The following is an 18,492-nucleotide window of genomic DNA, read 5'->3' as shown; positions in this document are numbered from 1 at the left end:
TTTTTAATTATAAGTTAAATTTCTTTAAATAAAGGAGGGATGAAAAATGATTATTTGTGATATTTGTGGAAAAAAAGTTCGTGAAAGCGCAGTAACATACATGGATATGTGTGAAGATTGTGCCGAGAATGAGGCGTAATATCGATACATAATGTTAAGTTCAAATTTTGACAATCACACAAAGGTAGCAAAGACCACAATTTTTGTGGTCTTTTTCTTGTGTGCCAGTCATGGCATCTATCTAGGTGGTGAAAGTGCACTTTGGGGGTACACATTGATAAACCACTAAGGAAGCATAAGGTCACTGCCGTGAGGTTTGCTGCCTACTGTGCATGAAGGGAAAAAAGACTGTCTCAGATTCAACTGTTACAATGTTTCATTTGAGGGACGAAGGGACAGGTACCTCATCCCATATTTATTTTGTAGGGAAAGTTGGTTTGTCACTGTGTTGAGAAGAAAGAGATCCAGTAGATGAAGATGAATCGGCGGTCCAGTAACGAAAAGCTGGCTGGAAGAGGCATTAAAATGCTCGGACTCAGCAGACCTTATTATAAATGCTATGAATGTGGAACCTTTTTGTCTTTTCAATCTTGGAAACAGGAATGTTTTAATTCTGCCAGAGAGATGCTGGGAATCATTTTTTTATGAAGATGAGTAAATAGGCCGGAAAGCTGCATCTAGCGTGAAAGAATGGCCATTATTGAATTGGTGTGTGCATTGGCCTGAATTAATTATATAATTGCGCATTTTTACTTCAATGCAGAATAAATCCCTCTGTTTGGATGAGACTTTACTTGCTCTATTATGGACGCTAATAAATTCTAAGTTTCGGTTGCGTCCTTTGAACCAGGACAGTGAACCTGTCCCTACGTCCTGATTGTGTTTTTTGAGTGGGCTAAAAGCCCACTATTTTTATGCTTAGGATTTAAAGAAGATTATTATAAGGTAAGTCATATTTATACCATAGAAGAAAAATAAGTAGTGCTGGGGAGACTTCCCAACCATAAAGAGGTATACAATGCAAGCTGTTAATTATCTGGGGTGTTCTTTAGAAATAAATAGGGACGAAGGGACAGGTACCTCGTCCCAAATTTATTTCTGCAGGGATAGTGGTGTTGAGAAGAAAGAGAGTCAGTAGATGAATCGGCGGTCCAGTAACGAAAAGCTGGTTGGAAGAGGCATTAAAGGCTCGGGCTCTGCAGACCTTATTGTAAAATGCTATGAATGTGGAAACCTTTTTGTCTTTTCTATCTGGGGACAGCAATATTATAAGCAAAGTAGTTTAATTCTGCCAGAGAGATGCAGGGAATCATTTTTTTATGAAGATGCGTAAATAGGTCCGGAAAGCTGCATCTAGCGGGAGAGAATGGACATTATTGAAACGGGGTGTGCATTGGCCTGAATTAATTTATATAATTTCACATCTTTGCTTCAATGTATACCAAATATCCCATTTTGGCTGAGACTTTACCTGCACTATTAAGGGGAATTAACAAATTCTGTATTTCGGGTGCGTCCTCCGATCCCATGGGACAGTGAACCTGTCCCTGCGCCCTGAATTAGCTTTTCTATGTGTTTTTTATAGTTTTCCATTTCTTGTTCCGGTATTCCTCCGAATCTACCTTGAAATGTTAAATTAGTAATGGATGTCCAAATAGAGGGGGTAGCTATTTCCTTAATTTGTTCAATACTAGCATAAGCTTCCTCTACTGTCTTTCTAAGTTCAGCTTGAACACTGGCTGCACTAAAGCTCTGAAATTTGTCCGGATTTAGAAATATAACGGCTATGGCACCAGCTGCTATTGCTAATCCCATTTCTGTAGGCTTACCAAAATAACCGAAATATAATGACGGTCCCATTATGCAAATTAGAGTAAAAGTATTTTTAAGCAAATTTTTCAAATTAGCTCCCCTCCAATATTTTCCTTATAGTTTCATTTTCAATTATTTTAGTAAAAAATCAATAAAAACTTGGATAAACAATAGAGCTTAGATTTATATCCAAGCTCTTAATTTGCTACAGTTGTAGTCTAATTTAAACCTTGTTCCTTAGCTTTAGCGTAAATTGTACATCGGGGATCCCCCGTCATTTTCACAATATTATTTATGCCCAATCCGTTTGATTCACGTTCGGCATACAGCTTCAAAGCCTTCTTAACATCTTTCTCAGCCCTATACGCCCCATGTGCTTACCCTGTGCCTTGGCCCTTTCACACCTTTCTTATTGTTCTATCCCTGCTAACATGTCACGCTCCATTTTTACTTCAAATATGAAGTTGTGTAATGATTCCCGGACTTAGAAAAGGTGGGTTCGGGCTCCTTCTGATCTTTATAGACGGTAAACCAGCCGGGCTTAAGGGGTATATGCCGCCGGCTGACTGGATGGAACTATACAGGCAGTTGAGGTCGTTTTTAAAGGATAATAGGGTTACTTATATTGAACCAATAATGTGCAGGTCTAAATATAGAAACTTAACAAAAGCTGGATTACTGCGCTGCCGTCATTTATGCACTGGAATACGAAAGAAATTTAAGGATGGAATCTTAAGGGTTCCGTCAATTTATTATGAGATATACCTCTTGGGCTTGTGAAGTATAGTAATAAATAAAATAAAATAAAATATCAGCATAAAATTGGAAAAACATATAAATAGCATACTTATTTTGGTAATATAAATCTAGTAATTTTCTTGGGAGGTTGGAGGAATGAATAATGAAATTGATCCTTTAAAGATAACTATTGCAAAAAGTAAATGGGCGATGGTTGAAGAAAATAAACCATACCTGGAATGGCTGCGAAAAAACTATAATTTATTACGGGTTGACGACGATAATAAGAAGGCGGTCAGATATTTATACCAACACATAAATAGACCAGGAATAACAATTACTGTCGATGTTAATGGAAATATAACCGATGGATATCTTGATGCCACCGATTATTTGTTTGAAGCGGAAAAAGTAAAAGAAATTACGATGCTTATGGCAGAAAATGAGAAGGAGGAACCATTTGACCAATTTTTCGAAGAGGACGATGATGATTGGGAAGAAGAGGAAGATTATTTTAATAACGACAAATACATAATCGGATACATATCAGAAGATGGTGAAAAAGTTACCGTAACACCAGAAGAAAATAAAATTGAGCAATTATCAAAGGCCTTGTGGGTTATTAATAAACAAGCTAAGGCGTATCGGGATAATCTCAAGTTTAATTACTCAGACTTTTCACCAGCTTGTCAAGAGTACTTTGAAGTAATGTTAGATAATTATTATAGAATGAAAGCTTATGCATTTAAAAAGCTTCATAAAGATAACAAACTCAGTTATGAAGGGATACATATTGGAAAGGATGGTAAAACACAATATCCTTATGTAAAATTCGGTGGTCGAGGTTTTCACCTTGCTGCAAAAGGAACTTATTTTGAAGCATTAAAAAAGAAGAAACCTCACATTATTAGAACACCATTACCTAAGATAGAATCAATTGATCATTCTTTACGCAATGATAGACAGGCGGATTTATCCAGAGCGGAAAGGATTGTATGTGAATTCTTACAACCCGGAATGTACGATGAGTTATGGTTTAAAATAGAAAATGAGAAAAAAAGAATTACAAGAGATGCTAGAAGTGGGAAGATCAGATTAGTTGAATAAAAGTTATGCAATTTCTATGATTTATGGGATTTAGAGTTATAATTTATGAAGAATGGTAGTCCGAAAAAAACATGTTTTTTAGAAGTGTGGGGTAAAAATGGATAAGCATTTAATACTTTTAGATTCTAACGCAATCATTTCAGCTAATTATAGAATAAATTCACCTTTATTAACGGACTTCTTAAAAAGTGGTTATAACAAAATGGCTTTTTCAGAAATTTGTTTGGATGAATCAATACGGAAGTTTACCCAAAAACAAAGTGAAGCAATGGAAGCTGTTGTGGCAGCTTTAAAAGAATTAGAACGAAGGGGAGTTAATGTAAAATTTAATATTGTAGAAATGGAGAAAATTGAAGATAGCTTAGCTAAAGAAATACATGATCTTAAGGTTATTATAATTGATAAGAATCGAGCAGATTTAGATTTTATTTATCAAAAAGCAATGAAGTTAAAAAAACCTTTCAAAAATAAGAATGGTAAAGAAAGTGGAGGGGTAAAGGACAACCTTATTTGGAGTTCTTATTTAAATTTTCTTAAGGAAGTTTCCAATGAATATGACAAGATTATTTTTGTAAATGGAGATACAGATTATATAGTTAGGGATGGAAATAATGCCTATTTATCTGAAGATTTAATCGAGGATTTACAGGAGGTAGGAATAGATGTAGAAAAATTCATAGTAGTATTAAATTTAAAGCAGTTAAACGAACAAATTTTACAACCACTGTTTCCAAGAATTGAAGAGTTCAATTCTAACTTAGAAAACAATGTGATGGAATTGCTGGAGAGTATTACTGAAAGTTACCAAACTGAGATCGAGAAACTATTTGAAACTAAAATAAGTGAAATAGTGGGAGAGACAAGTGGAGTATCTATAAATGTAATTGAGCCTATCGGTGAAATTGATATCCTAAATGGCATTCAAATCGGAATGGACCATAGTTTTGTTTATTATAATCAAAATTATAGGGTTAATTTTCAATATTTTATTCCCAAGTATGAGTATTATGATGTACCAGGGGATAGAGATATCACAATTGTAGATGACGATTGGAATGATTATGTAATGGCGGTTGAAGAAACCTGGAATATGGAAATTGCTATTGACGTTGTTTTTAACATCAACAGTGACGAAGAAATTGAAATTATTGAGACGCACCTCTTTGAAGATATTGATATAGAGTTTAGCTGAAATTTCTTTAAGAATACTAAACCTTGATTTGTAATTCACCATTATATTGTTTGAACTTATATATTTATGGTCTTAGGAGGGGAGTATGGGTAAAAAAGGATTAAGTGATTCAGGTAGGGAGTTAGCCAAAGAGATGTTAGGAATCACAAAAGGAATAGGAAAAGGGATTTGTAATAATTGCGATTTTTATTCAAAGCAAAAGATTTGTTCAATGCATTCAATCAAGTCTAATCCAAAGGATACATGTGTAAAATTCAAAACCCCAAAATCAAATGGATTTAAATTATATAATGGTGGCAGTGTTTCACCTAAATAAATTTAACCAGAGTCTAGCTTTAGCCGAAACTAAAAGGAGGATGAAAAATTGAGAGAATGGAATGACAAGGAAGAATGTATTTTATTAAAAGCTATTTTAAAATACCCGAATGAAAGCCACATTGAAATAGCCAGAAGAATTCAAGATAAGCTGCCTAATAGAAGTTTTAGTGCAATCGAACAACGGATTGGGTGGTATCGAAATCCACTAAACTTTACAGTTTAGGACGTGACTTTATGCGAGACTGTTATATTGTCGTTTATATTATAGGTAGATTTGAAGAGCGGTTTGATAAGTTGAACCATTATAATAGAGAATTTAAACATGATAATAAGTTTATTGAAGATTATTTTATAAACTGGCCATTTATTGATTTATCTGATGATCCATCATTTCTTGCTTATGAATTAAGTAAGGATAATGGTGGAAAAGTAACCTGGGGAATATGTAGACGAGATGTTAGGAATAAAATAAAAAAAGATGATATGATTTTGTTTTTTGGCTTTGATAAGTTTATAAACCCGATGAGCTATTATTTTATTGGCTATGCAACAGTTGAGGAAAAGATTAAACAAACGGAAATATGGAGTACTACTGCTACAAATAAATATAAAGTATATCAAAAATATTGTAATATCCTGATTAAAAAAAATGAACAAAGTCAAGATTTATTTTATTTCGAGCCAATAAAATATAATCATGAAAAGGAATGGATATGGAAAATCACGGATGGAACTATTGGAGAGGAAAAGTTTAAAAAGGAGTACTTTGAAAAACTGTCAGTTGCTTCGAGGTGTATACCTTTGAACATAAACATCAAAGATAATTATATAATATTCAGTTCAGATCCGTTGCAAACAAAAATATTCAAGACACCTATAAAATATGCTGAGTGGGACGGTAACAATCTAAGCATAATTAATCATCAAATACATAATGATTTCTTTTTAGAAAGAAGTATAAGGGTAGGGTGGCGACATAGACACATGCGCTTAAACCTGTCTGCTAATCTTTTAAATAAAATAAGAAGTTATTAAAAATAAATAAATCAAAACAAATCAAAACAAATCTTCATGGTGAACTCTTTGTTAAATTATTTATGATTTGTTGGTTGACACCTAATACTATGCGGGTATGATTATTATCACGAGGTAATTAATAATCGTGTGGACAACAACACAATTAGCAATTACATAGCATTTACATATTAGGCAAAAAAGGCAGTAATCATGCCGGTGTGGCGGAATTGGCAGACGGGCACGACTCAAAATCGTGCCCCTTTCAATGGGAGATTTGTTTCTAATGCAAAATTGGTCTACTTTGAAAATCTAAAAAATGTAGTAACAAAAACGCCCTCCAGTAAACGGAAGAGCGTTATTTTTTGTAAAAGACGCTATAACCAATGGATCTTCACTTTTAGTTCCATCAGGTGTCTGTCGGACATGAGGACGCTGTCGGTCATCGTGTGAGTTGTTTTGTCCTCTTTGTGAAATAAAAGTAAGTCCCATAAGTGGTTTAGCCTCCAATTTTGGTGTCTGCATGTCTTTAAGTCACAAAATATCAAGTCCTACAGTATAGCCAAAAAACAGCAAAAAAACGCTAATTTAAAGCTATAAACTAACAACCATCATAAAACAAGGGTTAAAAAGCATTAAATCAGCGTTTTCACGTTTTATACGTCCCAAAGAGGATTCGAACCTCCGACCTACAGTTTAGGAAACTGTAGCTCAGTAACTTTTTAAGGCTATTAGGTGCCATGCTTGGTGCCCAAATTTTTAATATTACAAATCACAAGAAAACACTAGGACGCAAGAAAGCTTGATTTATCAAGACTTGAGGGTACATCAAGATTCTAGAAAAACAGATGCCAGCAAACTTCAAAACTGCTTGAGACCTGCGTGCCAGGTCTAGTGGGTTCGATTCCCAGGCAGTCCCGCCAATTTCATATGCATAAATGACTACAAGACCGAGTGTACTCGGTCTATTTTTTATATAAAAAAAACAACGGCACATTAATGCTTCAGCCGTTGTTTTCGTAAGAGATTCTTTTTAAAAATTCCTGATTGGCAACGCGTGTTTATCGCCACTATGCTGACTGCCGCTGGTTCCGTCTTTCTCTGCTTTCCTTTTTAGCAGATTTGTCATTTCTTTTGGGTTTGGAAATTCTGAAAAACATCACCAGTCCAGCACTGCCGGTCAGTACCCATTCAAGTGCAAATTGATTGCTGCTGACGTAGATTCCGGCTGCGGCAAAGACTAGCAACAGGATGCTCTTCAGGTAATTATTGGACCTGGAATTGACCAACATCAGAACGGATAGGATTACAAGCACCGAAGGGATTAGGTTGCTCCTCACCAATAATGTAAGACTGGTATAATGACTATAAAAGTAATATAGAGATGATGCGAACACTGCAAACTGCGAAAGAAAATACTTAATCCGGGACTGTTTGGCAAACAGAATCCAGACTGCTGCAAAGTTGATACCAACGGATATTGCCAGCTTAATCACCAACTGATTGAAGGTGAAGGTACCGACGGGTTCTTTCATCAAGCCCATAACGTACCTAACGTTGATCAGAACCGCTAGGACGGCTGCGATTTTTATGGCGAAATTGACCTTTATTTTAGGCAGTTTCACCTTTGGCCTCTTAAGGGAAGGTCTGGATTTTGAGGCGGATTTGGAGCTTGTCCTGTTTTGCGGAGTAACTCCCACTTTGTCCTCAGAACCAGCCAGTTTGTTTCTCCTCTCCATCCTTGAGTGGCTGAGCCTGCTTTCCCTTGTTACCTGTATATCACGTCCCCTTTGATCCGTCTCCCATTCTGCCTGCTGTTCCTCAGTAAGTGTTTGTTCTCTATATTTGTCGTCATCGACTTTGTTTGCATGCTCGGAATCTGAATTAAAGTCCAATGCCTATTCACCTCTAACGTTTTTTGTTGAATACCACCATGAGATTATACAACTTCTCACGCAGTGGTTCTACCTGCAACAGTCCTAATTAGCCTTTGTGGGATATATTGGAAACGAAAAACAAAAATTATTATATTTAAATGAGGGTTTAAAGGAAAAAAGATTAGTATATTTAATGTAATATCAAAGGAGTGAGGAAGGTTAAATAGTGAACGAATCCTATTTTTATTTAAAACTGGAAACACATCAATTACATATGTCTTATAAAAATGAAAAACGCCGGGTGCGTGTTTTGTTACCGAAAAACTATGATAAAGATGAGTCTGAGCATTATCCAGTCGTCTATATGCATGATGGACAAAATGTTTTTTACAGTAGTGAATCTTTTAGCGGGTATTCGTGGAAAGTGATTCCGGCCATTAAACAAAAACCCGATTTGCCGAGGATGATTGTGGTTGGGATTGATAACGGCGGACAAGATCGAATTGATGAATATACACCTTGGAAAATTACTGAAAGCCCACTTCCTGAAGATATAGAACTAGGCGGAAGAGGAGCGGAGTTTGCTGAGTTCGTCATGACAGCCGTGAAGCCGTTTATCGATAAGCAATACCGGACTAAGTCGGATAAGGTTCATACAGCGATGATTGGCAGTTCCCTTGGTGGAAATATTTGGCCTTTATGGGGATTGAATATAAAGACCAAATTGGTGGTTTAGGTATTTTCTCTTTAGCCAATTGGATTACAAGTAAAGCGTTTGACAGTTATATTGCCAGAAAAGAGTTGGATCCTGAGCAGAGGGTCTACATTCAAGTTGGGACTCAGGAAGGCGATGATACTGACCGGAAATTGTTGTATGGCAATATGAAGCAGGCCTATATCGATGGCTCGCTTATGTATTACAAACAACTGCTAAAAGGCTCTGTTCCAATTGATAACATTCATTTAAATATTTTTGCGGATGAAGAACATAATGAAATAGCCTGGCGCAAACACTTGCCGGAATGTTTACGTTTCTTAAGTGAGAAGTGGTCTTGAATGAACGTGAACTGCATAATTTGTCTAAATTTAGTGGGAGGAATCTCCCGCTTTTTTTGAATACTTTAGTATATTGAATTGATTTAACATTTAAATGATTGTATTATTTTGAAAAACTATGAATCTTTAATTCTGAAAAAGGAGCCTTTTTTATGAATTATATTTTGATATCACCCTTTTATCCAAGTAATTTTCAGCCATTTGCTCATCGTTTAAAAGAAGCGGGGGTCAATGTTTTGGGAATTGGCGAGGAGCCATATAACCAATTAAGTTCCAAATTACAAAACTCTTTAACTGAATATTTTCGTGTGAATAATCTAGAAGATGTAGATGAAGTAAAACGGGCGGTTGCCTTTTTATTTTATAAACATGGCCCCATTGACCGCATTGAATCCAATAACGAGCACTGGCTGGAACTTGATGCGCAGCTGCGTGAGCAATTTAACGTGTACGGCAATAAAACGGATGACTTGAAAAAAGTGAAGTATAAATCTGAAATGAAGAAGCTTTTTAAACAAGCAGGGGTGCCAGTTGTAGAAGGAAGAACCGCTAAAACGAAAGAGGAGTTATTAAAAGCGATTGATGAATTAGGACTGCCGGTTATCGCGAAACCGGATAATGGAGTGGGATCCGCTGCAACCTTTAAATTAGATTCAGATGAGGCTGTACGTCGTTTTGAGAAAGAATGGGGAGAAGCACAAGTGTACTTCCTGGAACCATTTGTCGAAGGAGGCGTGCTTTGTACATTTGATGGTTTAGTGGACCAGAAAGGGAAAATTGTTTTCCAAACAAGCTTTACCTATAACGTTCCAACTCTGGAACTCGTTAATGGTCAGTTGGATCTGGCGTATGTGATTCAAAAAGAAATGGATCCTAAGCTCGAAAGGTATGGAAAGGCGATTGTGAATGAGTTTGGCATGAAAGAACGCTTTTTCCATATTGAGTTTTTTAAATTGGAAAATGGTGATTATGTGGCACTTGAATACAATAACCGCTTGGCTGGCGGCTACACGGTGGATATGTACAATTTCGCGTACTCCATTGATTTATTTGCTCAGTATGCTTCTCTCGTGACAGGAGGAGAATTTAAGGAATCCGCTGCTGAAAACCAGTTCTGTGTCGGTATCACACAGCGGGATGCGTATGAGTATAAGCATGGCATGAATGATATTTATGACCGATTTGGCGGTCGAGTGAAGTTTGCACAACGCATTCCTGAGGCGTTTGCAACACTCCAGGGAAATCAATTTTATGCGATTGTTGCAGATTCGCAGGAAGAAGTCGATGACATTATCCGTTTTGTACATGAACGCAAAAATGATGGACAGGAGATTTTTCTATGAATATAGAACATTTAAGCCACTGGAGCGGCGAATTAGGACGTGAAATGCCGTTGAACAGATATGGGCACAGCGGCATGCCTATCCTCGTTTTTCCTTCATCTGGAGGGACGCATACAGAATACCATGATTTTGGCATGATTGATGTGTGCCATGACTTTATTGAATCCGGAAAAGTGCAGTTTTTTACATTGGCCAGTATCGACAGCGAAAGCTGGCTGCACGGCTCCAAACCAGCGCATGACCGTGCATTGGCACATGAAGCATATGACCGTTATGTGATTTCAGAAGCCATTCCATTTATTAAACATAAAACTAGTTGGTTCGACCCGATGATGACCACAGGGTGCAGTATGGGGGCATATCATGCGCTGAACTTTTTCCTGAGACATCCGGATGTCTTCCAAACAACCGTTGCACTTAGCGGTATTTACGATGCACGTTACTTTTTTGGGGATTATGGAAATGATCCGCTTGTTTACGAAAATTCACCGAGTGATTACATATGGAACCAGAATGACGGCTGGTTTATTGACCGATACCGTTCGGCAACGATCATAATTTGTACCGGGCGGGGTGATTGGGAACAGGATGGGCTGCCTTCATACTTTACATTAAAAGAAGCCTTTGAAGAAAAACAAATCCCAGCATCGTTTGATGAGTGGGGTGAAGATGTTTCGCATGATTGGATTTGGTGGCGGCGCCAAATGCCGTATTATTTAGGGAAATTACATTCATAAATATCAAAAAAACATCAGTATGGTTGTAAGGAAAGTTCTTGATGGTGTTTAATCAATATTCTGCCGCACAGGTATCAAGCTGTGCGGTTTTTTTGTATGCAGTTGTATATTGCATTTATGTCAAGGAGTATGTAAGAACAACAGTATGATCTATATTTCGAAAAACGAAATTTTTTTTTGAAATGAAGAGGAAAATGTTTCACTGTGTCGAATTTAGGTAAATTGCACGAAATTTTTTTATTACATAGGAGGATTCTTTCATGCAGTTTAACGATTTTCCATATACAAGACCGAATATAGAAGAGGTGGAGAGGAACTTTAATCAATTACTAGAGAGGTTCCAATCTGCTGAGTCCTTTGAGGTTCAGGACCGGGTAATGAGAGAGATCAATGGGTTACGTTCTGAGTTTGACAGCGTGAGACAGATTGTTCATATTCGTCAGACGATTGATACAAGGGATGAATTCTATAAGAGGGAAAAGGATTTTTTCAATGAAGTAGGACCTGCTTATAAGGGGCTGATCACAAAATATTACGAGGCTCTTACAGGTTCTAAATTCCGCTTTCAGTTAGAAGAAAAGTGGGGTAAACAATTATTCTTATTAGCTGACAGTCAATTAAAAACATTTTCACCTGAAGTGTTGAAAGACATGCAGGAAGAAAACAAACTAGTAAGTGAGTATGTGGATTTACTTGCTTCAGCTAAAATTCCATTTGATGGGGAAATAAAAAATCTCGCTCAGTTAGTTCCTTACCACCAATCTCCTGACCGTACCATTAGGAAGGAATCAAATGAAGCGAAGTACAACTTTTTCGTTGAGCATGCCGATCAATTAGATGAGTTATACGACAAGCTCGTAAAAGTACGTACTAGTATTGCTAAGAAGCTAGGATTCTCTTCTTTTACAGAGTTAGCTTATGCCCGGCTTTCTCGTACTGATTATGATGCTGAAATGGTAGCAAAGTTCCGTGACCAAGTGAAAGAGTACATCGTTCCTTTAGCTACAAAACTAAAACAAAGACAGCAGGAACGGATTGGTGTCGATGCATTGAAATATTACGATGACAGCTTCAGCTTTAAGACAGGAAATCCTGATCCTAAAGGAGATGCGGAGTGGATTGTAGATCAAGCGAAGAAAATGTACGAGGAAATGGCTCCTGAAACGAATGAGTTTTACACTTTTATGGTAGAAAACAACCTAATGGACCTATTAAGCAAAGCAGGTAAGGCTGGCGGTGGTTACTGCACTTATATTAGCAAACATAAGTCACCATACATTTTTGCAAACTTTAATGGAACAAAAGGTGATGTTCGTGTATTAAAGCATGAAGTAGGACATGCGTTTCAAGTATATGAAAGTCGTGGGTTTGAAGTGCCGGAGTACGGGTTCCCTACACTAGAAGCGTGTGAAATCCACTCCATGAGTATGGAGTTCTTTGCTTGGCCATGGATGGATCTTTTTTTCGAGGAAGATACGGATAAGTACAAGTTCTCTCATTTAAGTGAAGCGGTCCTATTTATTCCTTACGGTGTAGCAGTCGACGAATTCCAGCATTTTGTGTATGCCAACCCGGAAGCAACTCCAGCTGAGCGCAAGACTGCTTGGAGAGAAATTGAGAAGAAGTACTTGCCACATCGCGATTATGAAGGAAATGAATTCTTGGAAAATGGTGGTTTTTGGCAGCAGCAGGGACATATTTACAAGGTTCCTTTTTACTATATTGATTACACACTAGCTCAAATTTGTGCGCTGCAATTCTGGAAACGTACGCAAGAAAATAAAGAGGATGCTTGGAAAGATTACCTACACCTATGTAAGCAAGGTGGAAGCCAATCATTTACAGCGCTTGTCAAAGAAGCGAACTTAATTTCTCCATTTGAAGAAGGTTGTGTGAAATCTGTGATTGATGACATTGAAGTTTATTTGAATACAGTTGATGATAAGGCTCTTTAATGAAGAAATATAGCAAAAATTAAGTGATGAATAATGGGATTGGCCGCTTTGGTGGCGAATCTCCTTTTCTTGCTTTCTTTAAAACCAACCAGTGTTTTATTCACCATTGTGAAACAAGGATTATTTCGTGTTTTGGTGCCAGGCTTGGTACCTAAATTTTAAAAATTAGAAATCACAGGAAAACTTTAGATAGCAAGAAAACTTGATTTCTAGTACTTCTGGGAACATGAAGGTACTAGAAATAGGAATCCAATACATTCCCTAAAAAACTCAAGGATAATATCATAAATAGCTAAATATTCAGTAAGGTAAAGAAATGTTCATAGTAATGTTGAAGTGTTTGTTTGCTAAACCTCCCGTTTGTTTATAGTTCGCAAATTTTTCAAAGAGAGTTAACTTCTGTTAAACGGGCCTAACACAAATTAAACTTTGACATCGTCTTTCACATATAGGAATAGTTTTACGAATAACTGAATGCATAAAAAAACCACCTATCTTTAACAGAAATTAGTGGATTAAATATACTAGTACACAGATAATCGGTCAAATTAGCTCACAATACACTGACAAAATAATGGTGGGACCGCCTGTGAATCAAGAACTCAGCTAACCTGGCACGCATGTCACAAGCGGTTTTGAAGTTTGCTTACACCTGTTTTTCTAGTATCCCTGAGTACCTTAAAATATTGATAAATCAAGGTTTCTTGCTTATTAGTGGTTTCTTGTGATTTGTAATTTTAAAAATTTGGGCACCAAGCAGGGCACTAAATTTGCACCTAAAAAGCCTTAAAAGTAAAAATAAAGATTTTTTAAGTAGATAACTATATCTCTTCTCCCTATCCTCTTATTGACATGAAAAATTTTTACAACCAATTAAAAAGATGAAAAAAAGAATGTAACAACGTTCACCTAAATTTGCAGAAGTTCCAAGTTGAAATATATTATATAAAACAAATTCTTTATTACATTAAGATTTTTTTATAATTTCAGATTGGTTTACGAAAATGTATGAACCTCTTCACTGTAAATCTAGAACTACAATTTCCTTAATGCTCCTCCATTGTCCTAATGTGGTTGTTTTCTTTGGTTATCATACTTTTATTTATCTTCACTACTATATTTTTCACGTTCAACTTTTTAATAAAAACAGTCATTAACTCACCCTTGCTTCAATTTATTCAGATGAATGTGAGAAAAGACTAGTTTGTCCTAAACTGTATAATACATTTGATTAGCAGATAAATGTGACTATCTGTGGTATATCAAATAGTTATTCTTTGTATAATAGCGAAGTACCCTTTGACTTTGAACTATTTGTATGATTGTTCAATTCCATCCCCTAAATGCCCACACCTAACTTTTTGACCGTTAAATGTATCTTTTAGTTTTTTTTCAAGAGACACAAGCATTTTATCCTTACCATCATCTGTTACACCTCTAAATTTATTCAACTCCTTTAGTTTTTCAAATAAACCTCCAGTAACATCATGTAAATGCCTAATGACCGTGCTGTATGTCCACATTTCGTTTACGTTAGTAGAATCATAGCCATCTATTGAATAATCAAATATAAATAAAACACAGAATTGGGGAATTTTATTAGTGGTTTTATTTTCTATATGCTGTACTAAATCAATATTTTTTAACCAATCATTCCTAACTAAATTTTCAGTACGATTAATCTCTTTTTTATATAAGACCCCAGATGTGTAGAGACTTTTCGCTTCAATAATTGCTCTGAAGTTTGGTAAAAGAGTGTCATCTGTAAAAAAATTGCTCTTTTGTATAACTGCAAGGTCGATTAAAACCTTTTTTGTAGATGAAACATTTTCCTCCTCTTCATTTACATTTTCTAAAGTATAATTAGATTCTTCACTATTTTGTTTTTTTATTTTTATTGGGATTTCATTTGGCACAAATAAATGATCAATATTCCTTTTTGTAAAGTTATTAATTAAAAAAATTCCCAACTTATCCCGAAGACTAATTTCGCTTTGCCCCATTAACCCTAACCATACCAATTCACCTTCGTAAAATGGCATTTTTTCTATGCTTCGGTCAAGTCATCAATAGTAAAAGGTTCCCACATAATTTCCATATTCATGCTCTTCTCAATTTCATTTCTCTATTTAAAAAATAAGAGTTCTTAGTGAATGTTTTATTAGGGCTTGTTTAAGTAAATAATAGATATGTTATATTTATTAATATAATTATTATTTGGAGGGACAAGCTTGATTGATTTAAAGAGCAAAGAAAGCATAAAAAATCACTTTGTAAAAATAGGATATGAAGATAATTCAATTTTTAATTTTGATAAAACACTACTTGATTTTACATATGATTGGTTAAAAAATGTTCATATGATAAGTAATACAGATGATTTCAAAATATGGTTATTTGAGATTACTGATTTAAAGACAGACCTAATGAATACGATCGCAAATCGCCTACATAGGAAAAATCCTTTTGACTACAATTTATTAATTTTTACAACTGCTGATTATTCCATGACTGTATTTTTACATTATCATAAGGATAATGATGGGAAAATTAAAATACGTCGTTTGAAAATAGAAAAGAACCGATTAACTGCAACAGATATAAGGATTTTATCTGAAATAAAATTAACTGGAAAAGAGATCCTTGATGATTTAGATATAGCCAAAATACATAAAGATGCCTTTGACATTGAACGAGTAACTGATAAATTCTTTGAGGAATTCAAAGTACAAATTGAAAATTTCACAGCGAATATTAAGGGATTAGAATCGACAAAAGATAGAAAAAACTATGGTCTCCTTGTTGTTAGTAGATTAATTTTCTTATACTTTGTTCAACAAAAAGGTTGGTTAAACGGTGTTAAAAACTATCTTTATGATAGGTTTCAGTATTCTTTAATAAACGAAAAAAATTTTTTTAACGATATTTTGAAGCCGCTATTCTTCGAATGTTTAAACACCCCATTTGAGAGTAGTTTGTTAACCGAAAACAATAGAAGCAAAAAAGCACGGAGTTTATATGAGAATTATGAACCAGTATTAGAGGATATAGAAGCCATTAAAAACTTCCAAGGTATTCCATATTTGAATGGTGGATTATTTGAACCTAACCCAAAATTTGAATTAAATACCAAAATACAAATTGATAACGATTTGTTTAAAGACTTATTTGAAAACCTTTTAAATAAATATAATTTTACCGTAAGAGAAGATCTTGGTTATGACACTGATATTGCAGTTGACCCAGAGCTTTTGGGTAGAATATTCGAAAATATGATTATTGAAGAGGAACGATCCAGTACAGGTAGTTTTTATACTCCAAGAAACATTATTAATGAAATGTGCAAGACAAGTTTAAGAAAACATTTAGAAGCTAAATTCGAGGAAGAATTAAATTTAAAGGTTTTATATTTGATTAACAATCTAGAGGATGAAAATCTATATTCAAAACAAAAAAAAGTAATTGTTGATCAATCAAATCAAAGTACAGAAACTAGAGATTGTTCTATTTACAAATTATCAAAAAATGAAGCATCAAAAGTTTTACAAGAGTTAAAGATGGTAAAAATATGCGACCCTGCGGTTGGCTCAGGGGCATTTATATTGGGTATGCTACATATCCTTGTTGAAATAATTCGAAAAATAAATTTCCATTCATTCAATATGAGAATCAATATTTTTGATACAAAAAGAGAAATAATCCAAGAAAACCTCTATGGGGTTGACAGAGAAGAAGGTGCTATTGACATTGCAAGATTAAGATTATGGCTCTCTTTAGCTGTTGAATATACTGCAAACTCTGTGGAAGAAATACGACCACTTCCAAACCTTTCATATAAAATAATGCAAGGAAATAGTTTATTCAGTTCTTATGATGGAATTGATTTTGATAATGAATTTGAAAAACTAGGGTTTGGCCAAGTGTCATTATTTGAAGAAAAAAGTGAATTACATTCAAAAATTGACGAATTAATCATAAAAAGAAATGAATTTTTCAACGCAACAATTAATAAAAAAGAACTTGAAAAGGATATTGTTAAATTAGAGCGACTTCTTTTAAGGTCATTTATTTCAAGTGAAAAGGTTATTCCTGAACGATTAAATAATAGAGAATTTTTTTCTTGGAAAATTAACTTTCCAGAAGTTTTTGAAAGGTATGGCTTCGATATTGTTATTGGAAATCCCCCTTACGGTGCAGAGTTTAATGAATATGAAAAAAATTACTTGAAAACTAAATTTCCGAATGTGGCTGATTATGAATCATCTCAGTATTTTTATTTAAGGGGATTAGAAATATTAAATAAGAATGGCTTGATCAGTTATATTACCACTAATACATTTCTTTTTAATGTTAATGCAGACAAATTTAGAAAAGAAATAATTTCATCATCTACTTTGGATGGGATATATGATTTAACAGAAGTAAGTGTTTTTAAGAATGCACAAGTTCGTACTGTTATTAAATATGGATTAAAAGCCATTAAGAAAAGCTATGAAATAGAATATTTTGATTTTAACCCTGATTATGAGAATTTTCACTTTAAGAACAGAAAACCAGTGAAAGATTTACTAAAAAATGATAAAAAGTGGCTTTTTATGATGAGATTTTCAGCAAGACAGGAAGCCTTGATTGAAAATATTGCATCAAAAGGGAATCCACTTCAAAAAGATTTTTATGTAAGCCAGGGATTGATTCCATATGATAAATATAGAGGACATTCAGAAGAAATAATTAAAAATAGGATTTGGCATTCGGACCATAAAAAAGATGAAACATTTAAGCCTGAGCTAAAAGGTGGGGATGTTAAAGAATATGTTGTGGTTTGGCACGGAAAAACATGGATAAGTTACGGTGATTGGTTAGGAGCTCCAAGAGAACAAAAATATTTTATAGGTCCTAGAGTATTGGTTAGAGAAATAGTTAATAAACATACGGGTAGATTAAATGCTGGTTTTACAGATACTGAATATTACAATACACCGAGTATTATCAACATTATTTCAAAGGAAGACGGTGAAATACCATTGTTTTATTTACTAGGTCTTTTGAATTCTAGATTGTTTGCTCTTTATAATATCGGAACATCACCAAAAGCAAAAAAAGGGCTATTTCCGAAAATTCTGGTAAACGATGTAAGGGAATTACCAATTAAAAAAGGGAATAAAAAACAGTTAGATCAAATGATTGCTGCTGTAAAAACAATTATGGATATGATAAGTGAAAAGCGAAGTAAACAAAATATTGATAATATACAATCTCAAATAGATAACCTTACATTTGAAATATATGGAATAAATGAAGAAGACCAAAAAACGTTATGGAGTATCATTTCTTAGAAATGGA

At 34.8% G+C, this 18,492-nt stretch carries 15 protein-coding genes and 1 tRNA gene; 12 read left to right on the top strand and 4 right to left on the bottom strand.

Annotation, left to right across the window (positions count from 1 at the left end):
• Nucleotides 1-1,479: 1,479 nt before the first annotated feature.
• Complete coding sequence (locus RCG23_RS03525) at nt 1,480-1,902, bottom strand: hypothetical protein (RefSeq protein WP_308178618.1); 423 nt, start codon at nt 1,900-1,902, stop codon at nt 1,480-1,482.
• 381 nt (nt 1,903-2,283) lie between these two features.
• On the opposite strand from RCG23_RS03525, the gene RCG23_RS03515 reads away from it, so the two are divergent.
• From RCG23_RS03515 to RCG23_RS03490, 6 genes are all read left to right on the top strand, one after another.
• On the top strand, nt 2,284-2,592 hold the full coding sequence (locus tag RCG23_RS03515; protein ID WP_308178617.1) for a hypothetical protein: 309 nt from the start codon (nt 2,284-2,286) through the stop codon (nt 2,590-2,592).
• A gap of 114 nt (nt 2,593-2,706) precedes the next feature.
• A complete protein-coding gene (locus RCG23_RS03510; RefSeq protein ID WP_308178616.1) occupies nt 2,707-3,657 on the top strand; it encodes a hypothetical protein in 951 nt (316 codons plus the stop codon).
• Between the two features lie 97 nt (nt 3,658-3,754).
• Nucleotides 3,755-4,849 (top strand): PIN domain-containing protein, encoded by a 1,095-nt coding sequence (locus RCG23_RS03505; protein ID WP_308178615.1) that lies wholly within the window; start codon nt 3,755-3,757, stop codon nt 4,847-4,849.
• 85 nt (nt 4,850-4,934) lie between these two features.
• Complete coding sequence (locus RCG23_RS03500; protein ID WP_308178614.1) at nt 4,935-5,165, top strand: hypothetical protein; 231 nt, start codon at nt 4,935-4,937, stop codon at nt 5,163-5,165.
• Between the two features lie 48 nt (nt 5,166-5,213).
• On the top strand, nt 5,214-5,390 hold the full coding sequence (locus RCG23_RS03495) for a hypothetical protein (protein ID WP_308178613.1): 177 nt from the start codon (nt 5,214-5,216) through the stop codon (nt 5,388-5,390).
• Between the two features lie 11 nt (nt 5,391-5,401).
• Nucleotides 5,402-6,202, top strand: coding sequence for a hypothetical protein (locus RCG23_RS03490; RefSeq protein ID WP_308178612.1), 801 nt, complete (start codon nt 5,402-5,404; stop codon nt 6,200-6,202).
• 640 nt (nt 6,203-6,842) lie between these two features.
• On the opposite strand, the gene RCG23_RS03485 is transcribed toward RCG23_RS03490, so the two are convergent.
• Together RCG23_RS03485 and RCG23_RS03480 are read right to left on the bottom strand one after the other, a co-directional pair.
• Nucleotides 6,843-6,917 (bottom strand) — tRNA-Arg (locus RCG23_RS03485).
• Between the two features lie 334 nt (nt 6,918-7,251).
• Entirely contained in the window at nt 7,252-8,076 is an 825-nt protein-coding gene (locus RCG23_RS03480; protein WP_308178611.1) for a hypothetical protein, read from the bottom strand.
• A gap of 208 nt (nt 8,077-8,284) precedes the next feature.
• Here RCG23_RS03480 and RCG23_RS03475 point away from each other — a divergent pair, with 208 nt between their 5' ends.
• The 5 genes from RCG23_RS03475 (at nt 8,285) to RCG23_RS03455 (ending at nt 13,149) form a co-directional block, all read left to right on the top strand.
• On the top strand, nt 8,285-8,794 hold the full coding sequence (locus RCG23_RS03475; RefSeq protein WP_308178610.1) for an alpha/beta hydrolase: 510 nt from the start codon (nt 8,285-8,287) through the stop codon (nt 8,792-8,794).
• The gene (locus RCG23_RS03470) at nt 8,749-9,114 is read left to right on the top strand and encodes an alpha/beta hydrolase (protein ID WP_308178609.1); all 366 of its coding nucleotides are present in this window, start codon (nt 8,749-8,751) and stop codon (nt 9,112-9,114) included. Before RCG23_RS03475 ends, RCG23_RS03470 begins: the two co-directional genes overlap by 46 nt.
• Before the next feature lie 152 nt (nt 9,115-9,266).
• Entirely contained in the window at nt 9,267-10,457 is a 1,191-nt protein-coding gene (locus RCG23_RS03465) for an ATP-grasp domain-containing protein (RefSeq protein WP_308178608.1), read from the top strand.
• A complete protein-coding gene (locus RCG23_RS03460) occupies nt 10,454-11,194 on the top strand; it encodes an esterase family protein (RefSeq protein ID WP_308178607.1) in 741 nt (246 codons plus the stop codon). Before RCG23_RS03465 ends, RCG23_RS03460 begins: the two co-directional genes overlap by 4 nt.
• Before the next feature lie 260 nt (nt 11,195-11,454).
• Nucleotides 11,455-13,149, top strand: coding sequence for a M3 family oligoendopeptidase (locus RCG23_RS03455; protein WP_308178606.1), 1,695 nt, complete (start codon nt 11,455-11,457; stop codon nt 13,147-13,149).
• Between the two features lie 1,310 nt (nt 13,150-14,459).
• On the opposite strand, the gene RCG23_RS03450 is transcribed toward RCG23_RS03455, so the two are convergent.
• Entirely contained in the window at nt 14,460-15,191 is a 732-nt protein-coding gene (locus RCG23_RS03450; RefSeq protein WP_308178605.1) for a hypothetical protein, read from the bottom strand.
• A 189-nt stretch (nt 15,192-15,380) separates the two neighbouring features.
• On the opposite strand from RCG23_RS03450, the gene RCG23_RS03445 reads away from it, so the two are divergent.
• Complete coding sequence (locus RCG23_RS03445; protein WP_308178604.1) at nt 15,381-18,485, top strand: Eco57I restriction-modification methylase domain-containing protein; 3,105 nt, start codon at nt 15,381-15,383, stop codon at nt 18,483-18,485.
• Nucleotides 18,486-18,492: the final 7 nt, after the last annotated feature.

Source organism: Neobacillus sp. PS3-34, from assembly GCF_030915465.1.
GTDB lineage: Bacteria > Bacillota > Bacilli > Bacillales > Cytobacillaceae > Neobacillus_A.
Note: the sequence above shows the minus strand (reverse complement) of the source record. Positions and strands in the feature narration are given on the sequence as shown.

What these genes read in the sequence shown, in the direction of transcription:
- RCG23_RS03490 (WP_308178612.1), top strand. Translation starts at nt 5,402, where the DNA reads ATGCGAGACTGTTATATTGTCGTTTATATTATAGGTAGATTTGAAGAG.
- RCG23_RS03465 (WP_308178608.1), top strand. Translation starts at nt 9,267, where the DNA reads ATGAATTATATTTTGATATCACCCTTTTATCCAAGTAATTTTCAGCCA.
- RCG23_RS03510 (WP_308178616.1), top strand. Translation starts at nt 2,707, where the DNA reads ATGAATAATGAAATTGATCCTTTAAAGATAACTATTGCAAAAAGTAAA.
- RCG23_RS03460 (WP_308178607.1), top strand. Translation starts at nt 10,454, where the DNA reads ATGAATATAGAACATTTAAGCCACTGGAGCGGCGAATTAGGACGTGAA.
- RCG23_RS03515 (WP_308178617.1), top strand. Translation starts at nt 2,284, where the DNA reads ATGATTCCCGGACTTAGAAAAGGTGGGTTCGGGCTCCTTCTGATCTTT.
- RCG23_RS03450 (WP_308178605.1), bottom strand. Translation starts at nt 15,191, where the DNA reads ATGCCATTTTACGAAGGTGAATTGGTATGGTTAGGGTTAATGGGGCAA.
- RCG23_RS03500 (WP_308178614.1), top strand. Translation starts at nt 4,935, where the DNA reads ATGGGTAAAAAAGGATTAAGTGATTCAGGTAGGGAGTTAGCCAAAGAG.
- RCG23_RS03455 (WP_308178606.1), top strand. Translation starts at nt 11,455, where the DNA reads ATGCAGTTTAACGATTTTCCATATACAAGACCGAATATAGAAGAGGTG.
- RCG23_RS03505 (WP_308178615.1), top strand. Translation starts at nt 3,755, where the DNA reads ATGGATAAGCATTTAATACTTTTAGATTCTAACGCAATCATTTCAGCT.